We start from the raw sequence: 13,990 nt of genomic DNA, 5'->3' as shown, positions 1-13,990 counted from the left end.
AGGCTGGGTTACCCAGCCCGTTTTTTTTCTTATCCAAAGGTCCCGTTCACGTAGTCGTAAGTCGCTTGCTCTGATGGATTTTCAGAGAAAATTATATCTGTTGTATCAATTTCGATGAGGTCCCCGTTGAGAAAAAAGGCAGTGCGGTTCGCCAACCGTTTTGCCTGTTGCACCAAATTCGTGACGAGCAGAATCGTCATTTCTGTTCGTAAAGTTTTGAGCACCTCTTCAATACGCATCGTTGTAACAGGATCAACAGCGATTGAGAATTCGTCGAGGCAGAGGATGTCTGGTTGATGCGAAAGCGCACGCGCGATCGTCAAGCGTTGTTGTTGTCCACCCGATAATTTAGTGCCGAGCGTGTTCAACCGGTCCTTCACCTCTTCCCAGAGTGCTGCTTGCTGTAAACACCGTTCAACGATTTCGTCTAATTCCGATCTTGCGCGGATACCGGCTGTGCGTGGTGCAAAAGCCACGTTATCATAGATGGAAAGCGGCAGCCCCACCGGTAAGGGCTGCACCATACCGATCCGGCGGCGTAAGCCGTAGACATCGCTAATTGTGCTAATATCTTCGCCATCGAGTTTCACCGATCCTGCTACGGTTGTGTCCGGCGTAAATTCCAATGTTCTGTTGATAACTTTCAGGAGCGTTGTTTTACCGGATTGCGCAGGACCAATGATACCGAGGATCTCGTTCTGATATACATCGAAGGAGACACCGTTCAGGGCGGAGGTGTTTCCATAATGCACCTTCAGATCGGTAATCTCAATTAGAGGCGCGCTTTGTGAACCGTTAGGGGTATTTGTTTGCATGTGTTGCGTCACTGCCTTCCGTGGATGCGTTTTTCACGTTTTCTTCACTTTCTTCCTCTATTTTCCGTTCCACCCGTGCTTCCGTTAAAACTGAGGCTAAGAGTCCAGACGGGATGGCGATTAATCCCACGCCAACAAGAGTGACAAGGGCAGTGAAAATTTTGCCACCCGGTGTTATCGGATAGACATCTCCGTAACCGACTGTTGTGAGTGTTACAATAGCCCACCACATGGAATCAAGAATGGTTCCGAATTCTTCGGGTTGCTTTTCTCTTTCAAAATAATGGATACCACACGCAGCGAGATAGACTAACATTAATGACAGGATGACCAGTGCCAAAAGTTCCCGTCGGATTTCATTCAATGCCTCGGTGAGTCGGTCTACCGCTAAAATAAATCGGGTCGCTTTGAAGATCCTGAAAATTCGTAGAAACCGTAGTATTCTAAGTACACGGAAGCCCGGCAAAAGGAACAGAGATGGTAGAATCGCGAGTAGGTCTATGATGCCATAGAAACTGAAAATGAAATCCCGCTTTCTGGGTTCCATATAGACGCGTAGGATATATTCGATCGAAAATAGACCAAAAAATACCGAGTCCAACAAAATGAAGTGAGGGGCATGGGGGTCCTCACTATCAGATTCAAGCACAAAGACGACAGCGGAAGCGAGAATCAGGAACTGGATTATTCCGCTGACAATGTTTCCTTCAATGATCGCTCGTAATTTCTCTTTGTTCATTCTTTATAGTTGTCGAAAACCGTATGAAGCTTAACTTAATTGGGTAATTCGGCGGCAATGTTTTCTTGTAGGAGCGAGTTGTACTCGCGATCTTTGCGGAATACTTAAGAAGCGTCTGGTGATCCAAAACCCTCTTACCGACAGCCGACTATTCTTCTGACCGCTGACAGCCATCCTACCACTTTTTCCGAGTTCGGAGATACACCCTTAGCACAATCGCTGCTGCATTGACGAGTAAGACACTGCCAACAAGGACAACCGCAGTCCCATACGGAATGCCCTCCGTAACGTCCGGCACCTGTGTGGAAATCGTAAAGAGGTGTAGCGAGAGTGCCATACACTGTTCCATTATATTATAGGCGAAAAGGTTTCCTTCCGCAATAGCTTTATAAAAAACTGCACCCGTGAACATAATGGGTGCAGTTTCACCTGCTGCTCGCGATACCTGTAAGATAACACCCGTCAAAATGCCGCTGATGGAGTTAGGGATAACGATACGGCGAATCGTTTGCCAGCGCGTCGCCCCAAGGTTCCAGCACGCCTCTCGAAACGACATCGGGACGGCTTTGAGGGCTTCCGTCGTGCTGGCGATGATGACCGGGAGCGTCATGATGGCTAACGTGAGGGACGCTGCTAAAATGGATTCTCCTAAACCCGCGAAAAGCACGAAGGCACCAACCCCGAACAACGCATGGACGATACTCGGGACACCCGCAAGGTTCACAACCGCTAAATTCGTGATACGTGTGAACCAACTCTCACGGGCATACTCATTGAGGTATACTGCAGCGAATACGCCAATCGGTGCCGATACCAATAAGGAGACGACCACCAAATAGATCGTCCCTAAGAAGGGAGCCCAGAGCCCCCCCGCACGCATGTTGTCCTTCGGATTCGTGAATAGGAACTCCGGTGAGAGGACCGGTAATGCTTTGTAAATAAGATAACCGACGATGAGAAGTAATGGAAGAATCATCAGACTTGTCATCACAAGAAAGAAGATTCGCATCACATTCTCTGTCCACCGCTTGTGTTTGCTGATTTCTGTTTCTATAAACATTTTTTAATTATGGAAATCTGGACGTTGCGCCACTTCGTTTCACAACGGTTTCCAGTTAATTCCAACCTGCTATAGGTGTGTAGAGGTTTCTGAATTCACCAGACACCATCGTGGAATGAAATTAGGTTTCCTTAAATGGCATAATTTGTCTTTGCTTTACATTTGGAACGATGCCCAGAGTTAATAGTTTAAAAATCCTGACGGATGCCTTTAATTACTAAATCGGCGATGAGGTTCACCACAAAGGTAATCGTAAACAACAAGATACCGATGATAAAGAGGACTTGATAGTGTTCATCGCCTCTTGCGACTTCACCCAACTCAGCCGCGATTGTCGCCGTGAGCGTGCGAATCCAAGAGAGAGGCCCCGATGGAATGTTAACAGAGTGTCCCGTCGCCATAAGCACAGCCATCGTTTCACCGATAGAGCGTGCGGCACCGAGGAGCACGGCTGCGAGGAGTCCGTTTTTGGCAGCGGGTAAAAGCACACGATACACCACTTGCCATCGAGTCGCACCGAGTGCCTCCGCCGCTTCACGATAGGAATCCGGGACAGCTTTTAAGGCATCTTCCGCGATAGAAACGATAATCGGCACACTCATCAATGCCAGCATGATACTGCCGTTGAGCATTGTTAACCCAATAGGGGCTTTGAACACTGTGATAATCAATTGATTCATCAGGGTCAATCCGATGAACCCCCACACAACGGACGGGATAGCCGCGAGCAGTTCGATGATGATCTTAAATGTTTCTCTCAGTTTTGGACTACAGAACTCCGATACAAAGATTGCCGCCCCAAGCCCAAACGGAACAGCGATACACATGGCTAAAAGGGTGACGCTGAAAGTGCCAACGATCAGCGCAAATGCCCCATATCTTTTATTGTTCAATGAGGTCGGTTGCCACTCTACACTCGTCAGAAATTGCCCTAAATCTAAACCCCCGAAAAGGAAACCGGCACCCTCCCGAAAGACAAAAAAGAAGATACCGAATACAAAGAGAATGGAACTGATACCACACAGACGGATAAATAATTCAATCGCTGTCTCGGAAAATGGTAGATTTGCCGCGCTTTTTTTGCGTAGGATGTTCATATTTATTTTTGATTATTTTCTAAAGGGACGAAGCCGAGTTTCTTAACGATTTCTTGCCCGGCTGCTGACAAGATCCAATCGAGATATATTTTTACTTCTCCCGCAGGTTCACCGAGGGAATACATGTATAAGGGACGCGCGATAGGGTAGGTTTTGGCAAGGACATTTTCAAGATTTGGGGGATAGTAAAGCGAATTGGAGTCAGCAGCGACCTCTAACATTTTCACATGTGAGGTGGCATATCCCATGCCGCTGTAACCGATAGCACACGGGGTCCTTCCGACAACTTCTACGACGTCTTTGGAACCGTGTAAATCCAACGAACCGATGCGAAAATCACGACTTTTACCGAGAAGGGCTTCGCGAAAATAGAAATAAGTGCCGGAATTAGATTGACGGCTGATGCGGATAATTTTGTCACTCGGACAATCGCTATGCGATATACCGAGCTCGCTCCATTTGCTTATTGTGCCGTTCTCACCATAAATTTCTGCAAGTTGAATAATGGTAATTCTATCAATGGGTGTGTCTCGGTGCACATAGACGGCGAGGGCATCGTAGCCGACGATGAATTCCTGCGGGACTTTACCCGTATTTTGCGTCGCAAGTTCCAGCTCTTTTGGCTTAATCTGTCGACTGCAATTCGCAATATCTACCGTGCCATTAATAAGTGCAGCGACACCCGTTCCAGAACCGCCACCCGATACCTCCACCGAGGCAGTCGTGGTGATCTCCGTATACTTTTCAGCCCATGCTTGTGCCAGATTCACCATCGTGTCTGAACCTTTATTTTTGATGGTGAATTGTGTGTCCTCTGTCTTCGCAACGCTTGTATCGTCTTTCGGTGAACATCCGTTCATGACGAAGCAACATACCAAAGCGATGAGCAGATATGGAGTCGTGAAGCAGATCCGACCCTTTATTCGCATCAATCTCCCTCTCTCACAAAATTCTAACCTAAATTGTAACATACAATTGTTACGAAAGTAAGACAAAATTCGCAATTGTTATTAATTGCCTAAGCAATAATGAATTGCTTAACAAGATCTCGAACCCGTAGGGGGTTTTTGCTTGGGTGTTTCTGCGGATTTCCCCAAGGTTTCCGCGTCCGCTATCAACTTTTATTTTTCCGAAATTGATTGATTTCAGAACCCGCCTGTGATAGAATAGGATAATAAATTTGCTGGGAGAAATATAATGCAGTCCAAATTCCAACAACTCAAAACCCATCTGCTTGAGGCGAATGATATCGCCTCCGCTGCCGGACTCCTCTACTGGGATCAAACCACGTATATGCCCCCCGGGGGTGCCCCGGCTCGGGGACGACAAAGTGCGACACTTCGCCGATTGGCACACGAAAAGTTGACCGACCCTGAAATAGGACGGTTACTCGACACCCTCGAACCGTATGAAAAAAGCCTCGCTTACGATTCCGATGAAGCCAGTCTGCTCCGTGTTACGCGGAGAAACTACGAACGTGCGACGAAAATACCCGCTGAATTCATGGCAGAGGTGACCAGCCATACATCCGAATCTTATCAGGTCTGGACGGAAGCACGTCCCGCGAATGACTTTGAACGGGTCCGTCCCTATCTGGAGAAAACACTCGACTATAGCCGACAGGCGGCTGATTTCTTTCCAGGGTATGAACACATCGCCGATCCATCCATTGAATCCAGCGATTACGGGATGAAGGCGACCGATGTCAGTCGTGTCTTTGCGGAGTTACGTCAAGAACTCGTGCCGATTGCCGCTGCGATTACATCGCAAGCACTCGCCGACGATTCGTGTTTGCACCAACATTTTCCCGAGGAGAAACAACTCGCGTTTGGCTTAGAGGTCTCCCAGAGGTTCGGTTACGATTTAAATCGTGGCAGGCAAGATAAGACGCACCACCCATTTATGACGAAGTTCTCACTCGGTGATGTAAGGATCACGACCCGTTCAAAAGAGAATTTCCTTGGCGATGCCCTCTTCAGCACCCTACACGAAACCGGGCATGCCCTCTATGAACAGGGGATTCGCATGGACTTGGAAGGCACACCGCTCGCAGGTGGCACTTCATCGGGCGTGCATGAGAGTCAGTCGAGGCTCTGGGAAAATATTGTGGGACGGAGCCGAGGGTTTTGGCAACACTTCTATCCCCGACTTCAAAGCGTTTTTCCCGAACAATTGGGTGCTGTCCCCTTAGATACGTTTCATCGTGCGATTAACAAAGTGGAACGTTCCCTCATTCGCACGAATGCAGACGAAGTTACCTATAACCTCCATGTCATGTTGCGTTTCGATTTCGAGCTGGCACTCTTGGAAGGCAATTTGGAGATTCGAGATTTGCCGGCGGCATGGCGTGAACGGTTTGAAGCCGATTTCGGTATCGTCCCGCCTGATGATAAAGACGGTGTTTTGCAGGATGTCCACTGGTATTATGGGTTGATTGGAGGTTCATTTCAAGGCTATACGTTGGGCAATATTTTGGGAGCGCAATTCTTCTCGGCGGCACGCCAAGCGCACCCTGATATTCCTTCTGAAATCGAGAAGGGTCAGTTCACCACACTCCACGATTGGTTGAAGGAGAATCTTTACCAGCACGGATCGAAATACACGGCACCGGAAATTATCCAAGGCGCAACCGGCGGTCCGCTCTCCATTAAACCTTATATAGCCTACCTCCGAACGAAATACGGTGAATTATACGACTTAGGGAATTAGGTTTTTAATTTCTGTCCGCTTGCGCCGCTACATCCGTTGTCCTTGCGGGTTTTGGAGCAATCCGAACCTTAATAAGGATATGGACGGCGTGGCATTGAAACCTAAGCCCGTAACGAAGTGGAGGGCGACTCGAACATGCAAACCCTCAAATCCCTAAATGCTGCTATTTATCCGCAAGGTATGATTAAAATTTTACTGCTCTGTTGCTTTTTGCAAGCGTGTGGCGGACTCAAACTGATTGATGTTCCCAAGAGTTCAGCCGCATTGCAACTCACAACGTCACAGCAGCAGACAATTCACCCGAAACTGAAACTTATCCGTGATATTGTTGACGATTACGATTTTGAGAAGAAACAGTTAGAGGTGGATTATCAGATATTTCGGGCGGGTATGACGCAACGATATTACGATCGTTACGAAAGTGGGTTCATGAATACGCGTTCTCGGCGCGAGCTAAACGCATTCAGAGACGAAGCACGGAAGTTTCTGAAGCAGCGCGAGATTTATCTCGACGAGATTAAAGACCTCGTCGAGGAAATCGCAGCAGAATTGACCCCCGATCAACGTCTGAAATTCGCTGAACTGAAACTTCCGAAGTTGGAGGTCCCAACGATGCTCCAGCGCGACGCATATAACGACCTCCGCTACATTCCGAGTCACCCCCTTGGCGGTGTGAACATATTTTAAGCCTTCCGAAGTCGTTTGAAAAAATGATCCAGAAACGCCTCGGCTGCCACCTTAATGCAGACCTGTGCATTTGGATGCGGAGATTGACGTTCAGGACGCAGATCAGACACTGTCACGCCGTTTGTTAAAACACCCTCGGTTTCAACCTGTACGTGAGCCGCAACGCTTTCAAAATATTCTGGATGCGTCAGCATACCGATCGGGAGCGCATCGTGGATATGAAACCCCCAGAACCCAACGTGTTGACGGTAAAATTCCATACAGGCGTGTGTCGCATCCTTGAGAAATCGGGCAATTCTGTCAGAGCGTTCATCGAGTTCAGCGTGCAAGCGTTCACCCGTTAAAACGACTTGATGCGTCGCATCGAGCGGCGCAATATCAATAGGAATATTGGACTGGAAAACTTCCTGAGCTGCATGCGGATCGACAAAGATATTAAATTCAGCAGTCGTTGTAACGTTCCCATATTCCTCAAAGACACCCCCCATCACAACAATTTTTTGCAGGCGTTGCATCTTCGCTGTATCTTTGCGAATTGCTTGGGCGATGTTTGTCAGCGGACCGAGGGCGGCGAGCGTGAGTTCATCTGGATAGCGTGTTACCATCTCAAGGATGAGATCAACCCCTGAAGTGGGTGAGATACGTGTCTCAGCGGGTGGGTACAGCGGATGCCCATCGGCATTTCGGAGTTGACTAATATTCCCTAAACCGTCATCACCGTGCACATGCGCCGCTGTCACGAGAGACTTGACCAGCGGTTGTGCTTCGCCTTGAGCGATCAGTGGGGATTCCGCCAAATCCAGCACCTCAAGAATTTTCAGCAGATTCTCTGTCCCTTGTCTCACAAGGACGTTCCCGCAGACGGTTGTGAGTGCCTCTACGTGCAATTCAGGCGAAAGCAGTGCCAGAAGAATCGCGAGGGCATCGTCTACCCCCGGATCCGTGTCTATAAGGATGCGTTGCATATTTATCTTCCTACTATATTGTGTTTGATTGATTTTACCACTACGAAGCGATTTTGTCCAATTATAGAATGTTTTTTTCCGATTTGTGGCGCAAACTGTTCGTTTGCAGCACACAAGCACAAACGCAATAAGGTTTAACTAAATAGCCCTGACCCCTCTAACTTTTCCTTTTTTTTCTTCAATGATATGCTAAAATAAATTAACCTGTTAGCCGAAATGCGGTATATGCGTCATTTTGATGGAGTCAAACTGGAGCTTGGGAGATTCATAATGTTAAATGGGCGGGCGATATGTCTCGGGGTTCTTTGTGTCTTTTTTATTCCCTCTACGGTGCTGGCGCAATCACAGTCGGCAATTGTTGAGAAGATATATGAATCAGAAGGGAAAGTCCGCGAACATGTGGATAAGAAAACCGAAGGCATTGAGACAAAAGTTGACAACCTTATTACAACGGTTGGAACTCTTAGGACAGATGTAGCAATAAATAAGACGAATATAACGAACATGCAAGAGGACATGCGCGATTTGAAAGGGGCGGTGGATCGGATTTGGTACGGCATATTAGGGGTCTTGGGAACTCTGATACTTTCTATAGTGGGTTATTTTTTTAAGTCATGGCGGGAAGGTCGAGGTAAAGCTGACAATGTGGAGTTGGTAGACCGCTTAGCTGAGCAAATCACCAACCTAACCTCAGCATAGGTAGAAATTTCAGCACAAATCGCCAGACTCATCTCAGCACAAGCAGAAAATTCAGCAGCGAGAGGCGTTTCCGGAGACCCCAAAGCACCGAGAATGGAGGGGGTAGATGAGTTAGCAGGCGACAGACGGTCTACACCCGATGATGCAATAGGAACAGTCTGATGGATAACACTAAAAATCCAATTGAAAACCCTACGTCCGCAGAAGCCTACGTCAATAGGGGTAATAAGTTCTACAATCAAGGCGATTATCAGGTTGCCATTTCCGATTATGACGAGGCGATCCGGCTCAACCCTGAATATGCGAAAGCCTACAACAATAGGGGTGCTGCAAAAGGCGAACTGGGACACCTTGAATCTGCTATCTCTGATTATGACGAGGCGATCCGTATAAACCCCGAATATACGTTAGCTCGCACCAACCGAGAAAACGCCCAAAAAGCACTTAGAGAACGTGAGAAGGAAACTTAGGTAGCCCTCCTTCCATTTCCATCCTGAAAATTCCCGAATTCGATAAATCCCAGTTCAGAGAACCAGCAGATTCATCTTCAGTGATCAAAAAGTTAACACGAAATGGAAAACCCTATGAAAGAACTAAGTCTCAAACCCACACATAAGCCGATACGAGATTACTATGAGGCGTTAGAACAATATAATCGGCTTGACATCATACATGAAATTCCGACTCACAACAAAGCTATCCTTTCCGCTTCGAGTGAATTTCCGATACGACAGTGAACCTCCTACCGGTATCCGAAAACATGATGTGGAAATATTTAACGGATTGCGGTATACTTTTTAAGGGTTATCGGTTCGGTTTTTCTGCGAAAAACCTTTCAGTTATCGGTTAAAAGACGTTTTTGTAACAATCTACCCAAATTTAGAGGGCTCTTAACCGAAAACTGAGGACTGACAACTGACAACTACAAAAAGGAGTCATCTGATGAAGGAAGTGAAAACCTGTGCTTGGCAGGTCGGAGTAATCGTCTGTATGGGTGTGTGTCTTGTCGGACTGTCGAATGTTGCGTGGGCAGATGGACATCTCCAGATCATGGAAAAGGAGAAGAAACTCGTCTTAAAGGGTAAAATTTCTGAGGCACTTGGTGAATACGATTCACATTTAAAGGGAGCCGTTGAATACCTCGTTTGTGGGCACAACGGCAAGGAGTATGAGAGCATCGTTGTCGTTGAGGCGACAGCAAAGGAAGTTCATGACGCACTTGAAAACCTCGGTATTGCGGTAGGGACGCCTCCCGGCTACGACGAAGAAAAAGATGCACCGACAGCCCCAAAGGGAACCGAGTTTCTCTTTTATGTTGAGTGGGAAGATGGCGATAGGACGAAAAAGGTGCGTGCCGAAGAACTCATTTTCAATGTGAAGACGCAAAAGCCGATGCAACATGTCGCTTGGGTCTATTCAGGATCACGGATCGTGCCAGATTTGGATAGCGATGATGAGGACGCGATGATCCCACAGGCGTTTATGAGCAACGACCTTGTTGCCTTGAGACTCTTTGATGCGAGTGCCCTCTTTCAGAATCCACTCCCTGAATCCTCGGAGGAGAATATCTATAAAAAGAACGATGCGTTACTGCCAAAACTTGGGACACCTGTCACACTCACGATTGAGGTGAATCGGAAAATGCAACTGTTTGTGATAATTACGGGAAGGGTCCAAGGGGTCGGATTCCGCAATTTCACACAACTTAACGCCAAGCAGCTCGGTATCAACGGCTATGCCAAGAATCTACCCAACGGCACTGTCGAAGTCGTCGCCGAGGGGGATAAGGCACAGCTCGATGCGTTAATCGCTTTGCTAAAGAAGGGACCGCGCTACGCCAGGGTTGATTCGCTTGAGATTGATGAACGTCCCTTCACTGGGGAATATCAAACTTTCGGCATTCGGTATTGAATCATGACGCAGACGACATCTACTGCTATATCAGGAATCCTTCTCGCAGCAGGACTCTCTACTCGGATGGGGGAACCGAAGCAGCTACTCCCATTTGGCGAAAGCACTATTGTTGAGACCGTGGTGGACAGTATGCTTGGTGCCAAATTTGATGAGGTTATCGTTGTTGTCGGACATTGTGCAGCGCAGATGCAAGAACAATTGGGAGAGCGTCCCGTCAAGATCGTTTTTAATTCTGACTATCACGAGGGTATGCTGACCTCCGCGCAGGCGGGTATACAGGCACTGAAAGGAAGTGATGCGTTTGCGCTCATGCTGGTTGACCAACCGTTTATCACTTCTGCGTTAATCGATGGAGTCATTGACGCCTACGTCCAAACGCGCAAGGGAATTGCCTTACCGAGTTATAATTACAAACGCGGGCATCCAGTGATTTTCCACCGGCGATATGCCGACGATATTCTTGCCTTAGGCGCGGAGAGCGGCGGCGTGCGAAGGCTCTTCAAAAGGTATGGCGACGATATTCACTACGTTCCAGTCGATACCGATCGAGTCCTCCGCGATATAGATTATCGCGAAGATTATGAACGCGCCCTACAGGAAGATAAAAAGTCCATAGAATCCAGTGCGTAGCTCGTAAGGAATAATTAAAAATATGTTCACGTCTATTGAAAACGTTCAAGTTGCCTGTGAAAAACATGCGTATATCGCCGACAGAGGTTTAGCGACAACGCTCTATCTCGCGCATCATCTCAAGAAACCCATCTTTCTTGAAGGCGAACCCGGTGTGGGCAAGACTGAAGTCGCGAAGGTCCTCGCGGATTCAACGGGCGCGAAACTCATCCGATTGCAATGTTATGAAGGCTTGGATGCCAACAGTGCCTTGTATGAATGGAACTACACACGCCAGATTTTGCAACTTCGCATTGATGAAGCCCGCGGACGAGAGAAAGAATACATCGGCACCGACCTGTTTAGTGAAGGGTTTCTATTGAAACGTCCGTTGTTGGAGGCTATCCAGAGCGATGGTGATGTCCCACCTGTGTTACTCATCGACGAGGTAGACCGGAGCGACAGTGAATTTGAGGCGTTTCTATTGGAGATCTTGTCCGACTTCCAGATTACCATCCCCGAAATTGGGACGATTCAAGCGAAATATATCCCTTACGTAGTGCTGACTTCAAACCGGACGCGAGAGGTCCATGAAGCACTCAAACGCCGCTGTCTCTACCAGTGGATCGATTATCCCACTGTGGAGAAGGAGTTAGCGATCGTGCAGACGAAGTTACCACAGGTTGATGAACACCTTGCACAGCAGTTGTGTGGGATGATGCAACTCTGGCGACAAGGCGATTACTATAAGAAACCGGGTGTTGCGGAGACCTTGGATTGGGCGTTGGCACTCGTGGCACTGGGTAAAGCACAACTCGATGCGGATGTCGTTGCCGAGACGCTCGGCTGTGTCTTCAAGTACCAGGACGATATCCAGCGCGCACGTTCAGTGGAATTATCCGAATTGGGATTTTAGAATGAACCAAAGAAAAAAAACGCAACAGGTTAAAATAAGAATTTTCAGAGGGGTCGGTTATCTCCTTTTGGTAGCCGCAGCGTTTTGTACGATGATACCGATGCTGTGGTTGTTGACCTCCTCTTTTAAGACTGCCAACGAAATTTTCGCTGTCCCTATTCAGTGGTTCCCGCATCTACCTCCGCGCGTCGCAGCATCGCCTTATATTGTCGAAGATGTCTATCCTAACATTGAAAAACCCGTGGGTGTGGATGAAACATCGTGGAGGCCCCTGCAACCCCAACTCACCCAAGTAATTTGGTCTGAGACACAGGCGCACATCGCGGCAAATCCGAAGTTCGCCAATTATGTTCCGTCCGAAGAATTGCAAACCGAAGTCATAGAGGGGTTATGGGAACAACTGATTGCAGGACTGCCGGACGAGGTCTGGAACGGCACAACAGATGCGATGGCTGCAGCGGTGCGAGAGGCTATTATTCCTGAGACGGTTGATACGATCTGGGGATCGGTGTATCGCGAAGTTGCGGTTGGGGCGCTCCAGATAGAGGACCTTGACTTCAATCGCACACCGATTGAAGTGGTGAGCTGGGTAGCAGAGACAGGCACGCGTATACGCACATCAGACGATGCCCAGACAGATGCCAGTCTATCCTACAATTTCCAAGACAACGACACTGCCCGTATGACGGCAACGATTTCTTCGCCTATTCCTGTTGAACGGATACGACGCATCACGCTGCCTGTGCGTGGAGATGCCTCGTATCACCGCCTCTCTTTAACCGTGTCTGTCCCGAACTCTGGAACGGATGATAGCAGCACTCACAATGGCGTTACATATCAACCGACGCGTTCTTTCGTTTTAGGGAGCGCGTTGTGGACAGATTCGGTCTGGCGATTGAACGGCATCCCCGGTGAGTTAGAGTCGTCACACATCACGATGCAGAAAACAGAAACGAACCTCGCCCCCCAAGCCACAGGGGTAACAGGAAATGGGCGTCAGTTGTTCCTGCAATTAACGATTCATCAACCCGCTTATCTCTCAATTGTATGGGATAAATTCACATCAAACTACCGGAATCTATGGAAGACGGTGCCGTATAATCGGTATTTCGTCAATAGCGTTTTCATTGCGACCGCGTCAACGTTACTCACGCTGTTTTTCTGTTCACTCGGTGGATACGCGTTTGCCAAGTATCAATTCCGCGGTCAGAAGATCCTGTTCGGCATCCTCCTCGCTTCCATGATGGTCCCGTTTCAAGTATTGCTTGTTCCGTTGTTTGGGTTGATGTATGATATTGGCTGGCTCAATAGTTACAAAGCGATTATCATCCCGTTTTCGGTCGGTGCGTTCGGTGTCTTCTTGATGCGTCAATTCATCGTCACGATTCCGTCTGAACTGCTGGATGCGGCACGGATTGATGGCTGTTCCGAGTTCGGTATCTATTACCGGGTTGTGCTGCCTATCATCAAGCCCGCGCTTGGGGCGTTGACGATCTATTCGTTTTTGGGTTCATGGAACGGGTATCTCTGGCCCCTCATCATTTTACGGGATGAAGTGAAATATACGCTACCGATCGGTTTAGCGAATCTCGTGGGCACCTATCGTCAAGATTACGGGATGTTAATGGCAGGAACGTTGTTGTCGCTCATGCCAATCGTTATCCTATTTTTAGCGATGCAACGTGAATTCGTGCAAGGAATCACTTTAGGAAGCGTTAAGGAGTGATACACCTCGCCCTAACCGAACCGCAAGGAATAATGAAAGTGCTGTAGGACTCAG

Annotated in this window: 15 protein-coding genes; 9 read left to right on the top strand and 6 right to left on the bottom strand. The window is 48.1% G+C overall.

The window, feature by feature from the left end; genetic code table 11:
• Positions 1-29 precede the first annotated feature (29 nt).
• The 5 genes from F4X88_07620 to F4X88_07600 all read right to left on the bottom strand — a co-directional run bounded on the left by F4X88_07620 (position 30) and on the right by F4X88_07600 (position 4,640).
• Positions 30-815 carry a phosphate ABC transporter ATP-binding protein gene (locus tag F4X88_07620; GenBank protein MYA56146.1) on the bottom strand — a complete coding sequence of 262 codons (786 nt, stop codon included), beginning with the start codon at positions 813-815 and terminating at the stop codon, positions 30-32.
• On the bottom strand, positions 796-1,554 hold the full coding sequence (locus tag F4X88_07615; GenBank protein ID MYA56145.1) for an ion transporter: 759 nt from the start codon (positions 1,552-1,554) through the stop codon (positions 796-798). The genes F4X88_07620 and F4X88_07615 overlap by 20 nt, the downstream gene beginning before the upstream one ends.
• Positions 1,555-1,729: 175 nt before the next feature.
• The gene (pstA, locus tag F4X88_07610) at positions 1,730-2,614 is read right to left on the bottom strand and encodes a phosphate ABC transporter permease PstA (protein ID MYA56144.1); all 885 of its coding nucleotides are present in this window, start codon (positions 2,612-2,614) and stop codon (positions 1,730-1,732) included.
• Between the two features lie 188 nt (positions 2,615-2,802).
• The gene (gene pstC, locus F4X88_07605) at positions 2,803-3,711 is read right to left on the bottom strand and encodes a phosphate ABC transporter permease subunit PstC (GenBank protein ID MYA56143.1); all 909 of its coding nucleotides are present in this window, start codon (positions 3,709-3,711) and stop codon (positions 2,803-2,805) included.
• Positions 3,712-3,713: 2 nt separating this feature from the next.
• Positions 3,714-4,640 carry a phosphate ABC transporter substrate-binding protein gene (locus tag F4X88_07600; GenBank protein MYA56142.1) on the bottom strand — a complete coding sequence of 309 codons (927 nt, stop codon included), beginning with the start codon at positions 4,638-4,640 and terminating at the stop codon, positions 3,714-3,716.
• 268 nt (positions 4,641-4,908) lie between these two features.
• Here F4X88_07600 and F4X88_07595 point away from each other — a divergent pair, with 268 nt between their 5' ends.
• Together F4X88_07595 and F4X88_07590 are read left to right on the top strand one after the other, a co-directional pair.
• Complete coding sequence (locus F4X88_07595) at positions 4,909-6,420, top strand: carboxypeptidase M32 (GenBank protein ID MYA56141.1); 1,512 nt, start codon at positions 4,909-4,911, stop codon at positions 6,418-6,420.
• 135 nt (positions 6,421-6,555) lie between these two features.
• Positions 6,556-7,107 (top strand): hypothetical protein, encoded by a 552-nt coding sequence (locus F4X88_07590; GenBank protein ID MYA56140.1) that lies wholly within the window; start codon positions 6,556-6,558, stop codon positions 7,105-7,107.
• Here F4X88_07590 and F4X88_07585 read toward each other — a convergent pair.
• Positions 7,104-8,072, bottom strand: a complete 969-nt coding sequence (locus F4X88_07585; protein MYA56139.1) for a nucleoside hydrolase — start codon at positions 8,070-8,072, stop codon at positions 7,104-7,106. The genes F4X88_07590 and F4X88_07585 overlap by 4 nt on opposite strands.
• A gap of 270 nt (positions 8,073-8,342) precedes the next feature.
• On the opposite strand from F4X88_07585, the gene F4X88_07580 reads away from it, so the two are divergent.
• The 7 genes from F4X88_07580 to F4X88_07550 all read left to right on the top strand — a co-directional run bounded on the left by F4X88_07580 (position 8,343) and on the right by F4X88_07550 (position 13,936).
• A complete protein-coding gene (locus tag F4X88_07580) occupies positions 8,343-8,771 on the top strand; it encodes a hypothetical protein (GenBank protein MYA56138.1) in 429 nt (142 codons plus the stop codon).
• 161 nt (positions 8,772-8,932) lie between these two features.
• Positions 8,933-9,241: a tetratricopeptide repeat protein gene (locus F4X88_07575; GenBank protein ID MYA56137.1), complete on the top strand. Its 309-nt coding sequence runs from the start codon at positions 8,933-8,935 to the stop codon at positions 9,239-9,241.
• A gap of 202 nt (positions 9,242-9,443) precedes the next feature.
• Positions 9,444-9,572, top strand: a complete 129-nt coding sequence (locus F4X88_07570) for a DUF481 domain-containing protein (GenBank protein MYA56136.1) — start codon at positions 9,444-9,446, stop codon at positions 9,570-9,572.
• An 840-nt stretch (positions 9,573-10,412) separates the two neighbouring features.
• Positions 10,413-10,682, top strand: coding sequence for an acylphosphatase (locus F4X88_07565; protein MYA56135.1), 270 nt, complete (start codon positions 10,413-10,415; stop codon positions 10,680-10,682).
• Between the two features lie 3 nt (positions 10,683-10,685).
• The gene (locus F4X88_07560; GenBank protein MYA56134.1) at positions 10,686-11,315 is read left to right on the top strand and encodes a nucleotidyltransferase family protein; all 630 of its coding nucleotides are present in this window, start codon (positions 10,686-10,688) and stop codon (positions 11,313-11,315) included.
• Positions 11,316-11,337: 22 nt separating this feature from the next.
• Positions 11,338-12,210 carry a MoxR family ATPase gene (locus F4X88_07555; GenBank protein ID MYA56133.1) on the top strand — a complete coding sequence of 291 codons (873 nt, stop codon included), beginning with the start codon at positions 11,338-11,340 and terminating at the stop codon, positions 12,208-12,210.
• A complete protein-coding gene (locus F4X88_07550) occupies positions 12,113-13,936 on the top strand; it encodes an ABC transporter permease subunit (GenBank protein MYA56132.1) in 1,824 nt (607 codons plus the stop codon). The genes F4X88_07555 and F4X88_07550 overlap by 98 nt, the downstream gene beginning before the upstream one ends.
• Positions 13,937-13,990: the final 54 nt, after the last annotated feature.

It is taken from the genome of Candidatus Poribacteria bacterium (assembly GCA_009839745.1).
Classification (GTDB): Bacteria; Poribacteria; WGA-4E; order WGA-4E; family WGA-3G; genus WGA-3G.
Note: the sequence above shows the minus strand (reverse complement) of the source record. Positions and strands in the feature narration are given on the sequence as shown.

What these genes read in the sequence shown, in the direction of transcription:
- F4X88_07620 (MYA56146.1), bottom strand. Translation starts at nt 815, where the DNA reads ATGCAAACAAATACCCCTAACGGTTCACAAAGCGCGCCTCTAATTGAG.
- F4X88_07615 (MYA56145.1), bottom strand. Translation starts at nt 1,554, where the DNA reads ATGAACAAAGAGAAATTACGAGCGATCATTGAAGGAAACATTGTCAGC.
- pstA (MYA56144.1), bottom strand. Translation starts at nt 2,614, where the DNA reads ATGTTTATAGAAACAGAAATCAGCAAACACAAGCGGTGGACAGAGAAT.
- pstC (MYA56143.1), bottom strand. Translation starts at nt 3,711, where the DNA reads ATGAACATCCTACGCAAAAAAAGCGCGGCAAATCTACCATTTTCCGAG.
- F4X88_07600 (MYA56142.1), bottom strand. Translation starts at nt 4,640, where the DNA reads ATGCGAATAAAGGGTCGGATCTGCTTCACGACTCCATATCTGCTCATC.
- F4X88_07595 (MYA56141.1), top strand. Translation starts at nt 4,909, where the DNA reads ATGCAGTCCAAATTCCAACAACTCAAAACCCATCTGCTTGAGGCGAAT.
- F4X88_07590 (MYA56140.1), top strand. Translation starts at nt 6,556, where the DNA reads ATGCAAACCCTCAAATCCCTAAATGCTGCTATTTATCCGCAAGGTATG.
- F4X88_07585 (MYA56139.1), bottom strand. Translation starts at nt 8,072, where the DNA reads ATGCAACGCATCCTTATAGACACGGATCCGGGGGTAGACGATGCCCTC.
- F4X88_07580 (MYA56138.1), top strand. Translation starts at nt 8,343, where the DNA reads ATGTTAAATGGGCGGGCGATATGTCTCGGGGTTCTTTGTGTCTTTTTT.
- F4X88_07575 (MYA56137.1), top strand. Translation starts at nt 8,933, where the DNA reads ATGGATAACACTAAAAATCCAATTGAAAACCCTACGTCCGCAGAAGCC.
- F4X88_07570 (MYA56136.1), top strand. Translation starts at nt 9,444, where the DNA reads ATGAAATTCCGACTCACAACAAAGCTATCCTTTCCGCTTCGAGTGAAT.
- F4X88_07565 (MYA56135.1), top strand. Translation starts at nt 10,413, where the DNA reads ATGCAACTGTTTGTGATAATTACGGGAAGGGTCCAAGGGGTCGGATTC.
- F4X88_07560 (MYA56134.1), top strand. Translation starts at nt 10,686, where the DNA reads ATGACGCAGACGACATCTACTGCTATATCAGGAATCCTTCTCGCAGCA.
- F4X88_07555 (MYA56133.1), top strand. Translation starts at nt 11,338, where the DNA reads ATGTTCACGTCTATTGAAAACGTTCAAGTTGCCTGTGAAAAACATGCG.
- F4X88_07550 (MYA56132.1), top strand. Translation starts at nt 12,113, where the DNA reads ATGCGGATGTCGTTGCCGAGACGCTCGGCTGTGTCTTCAAGTACCAGG.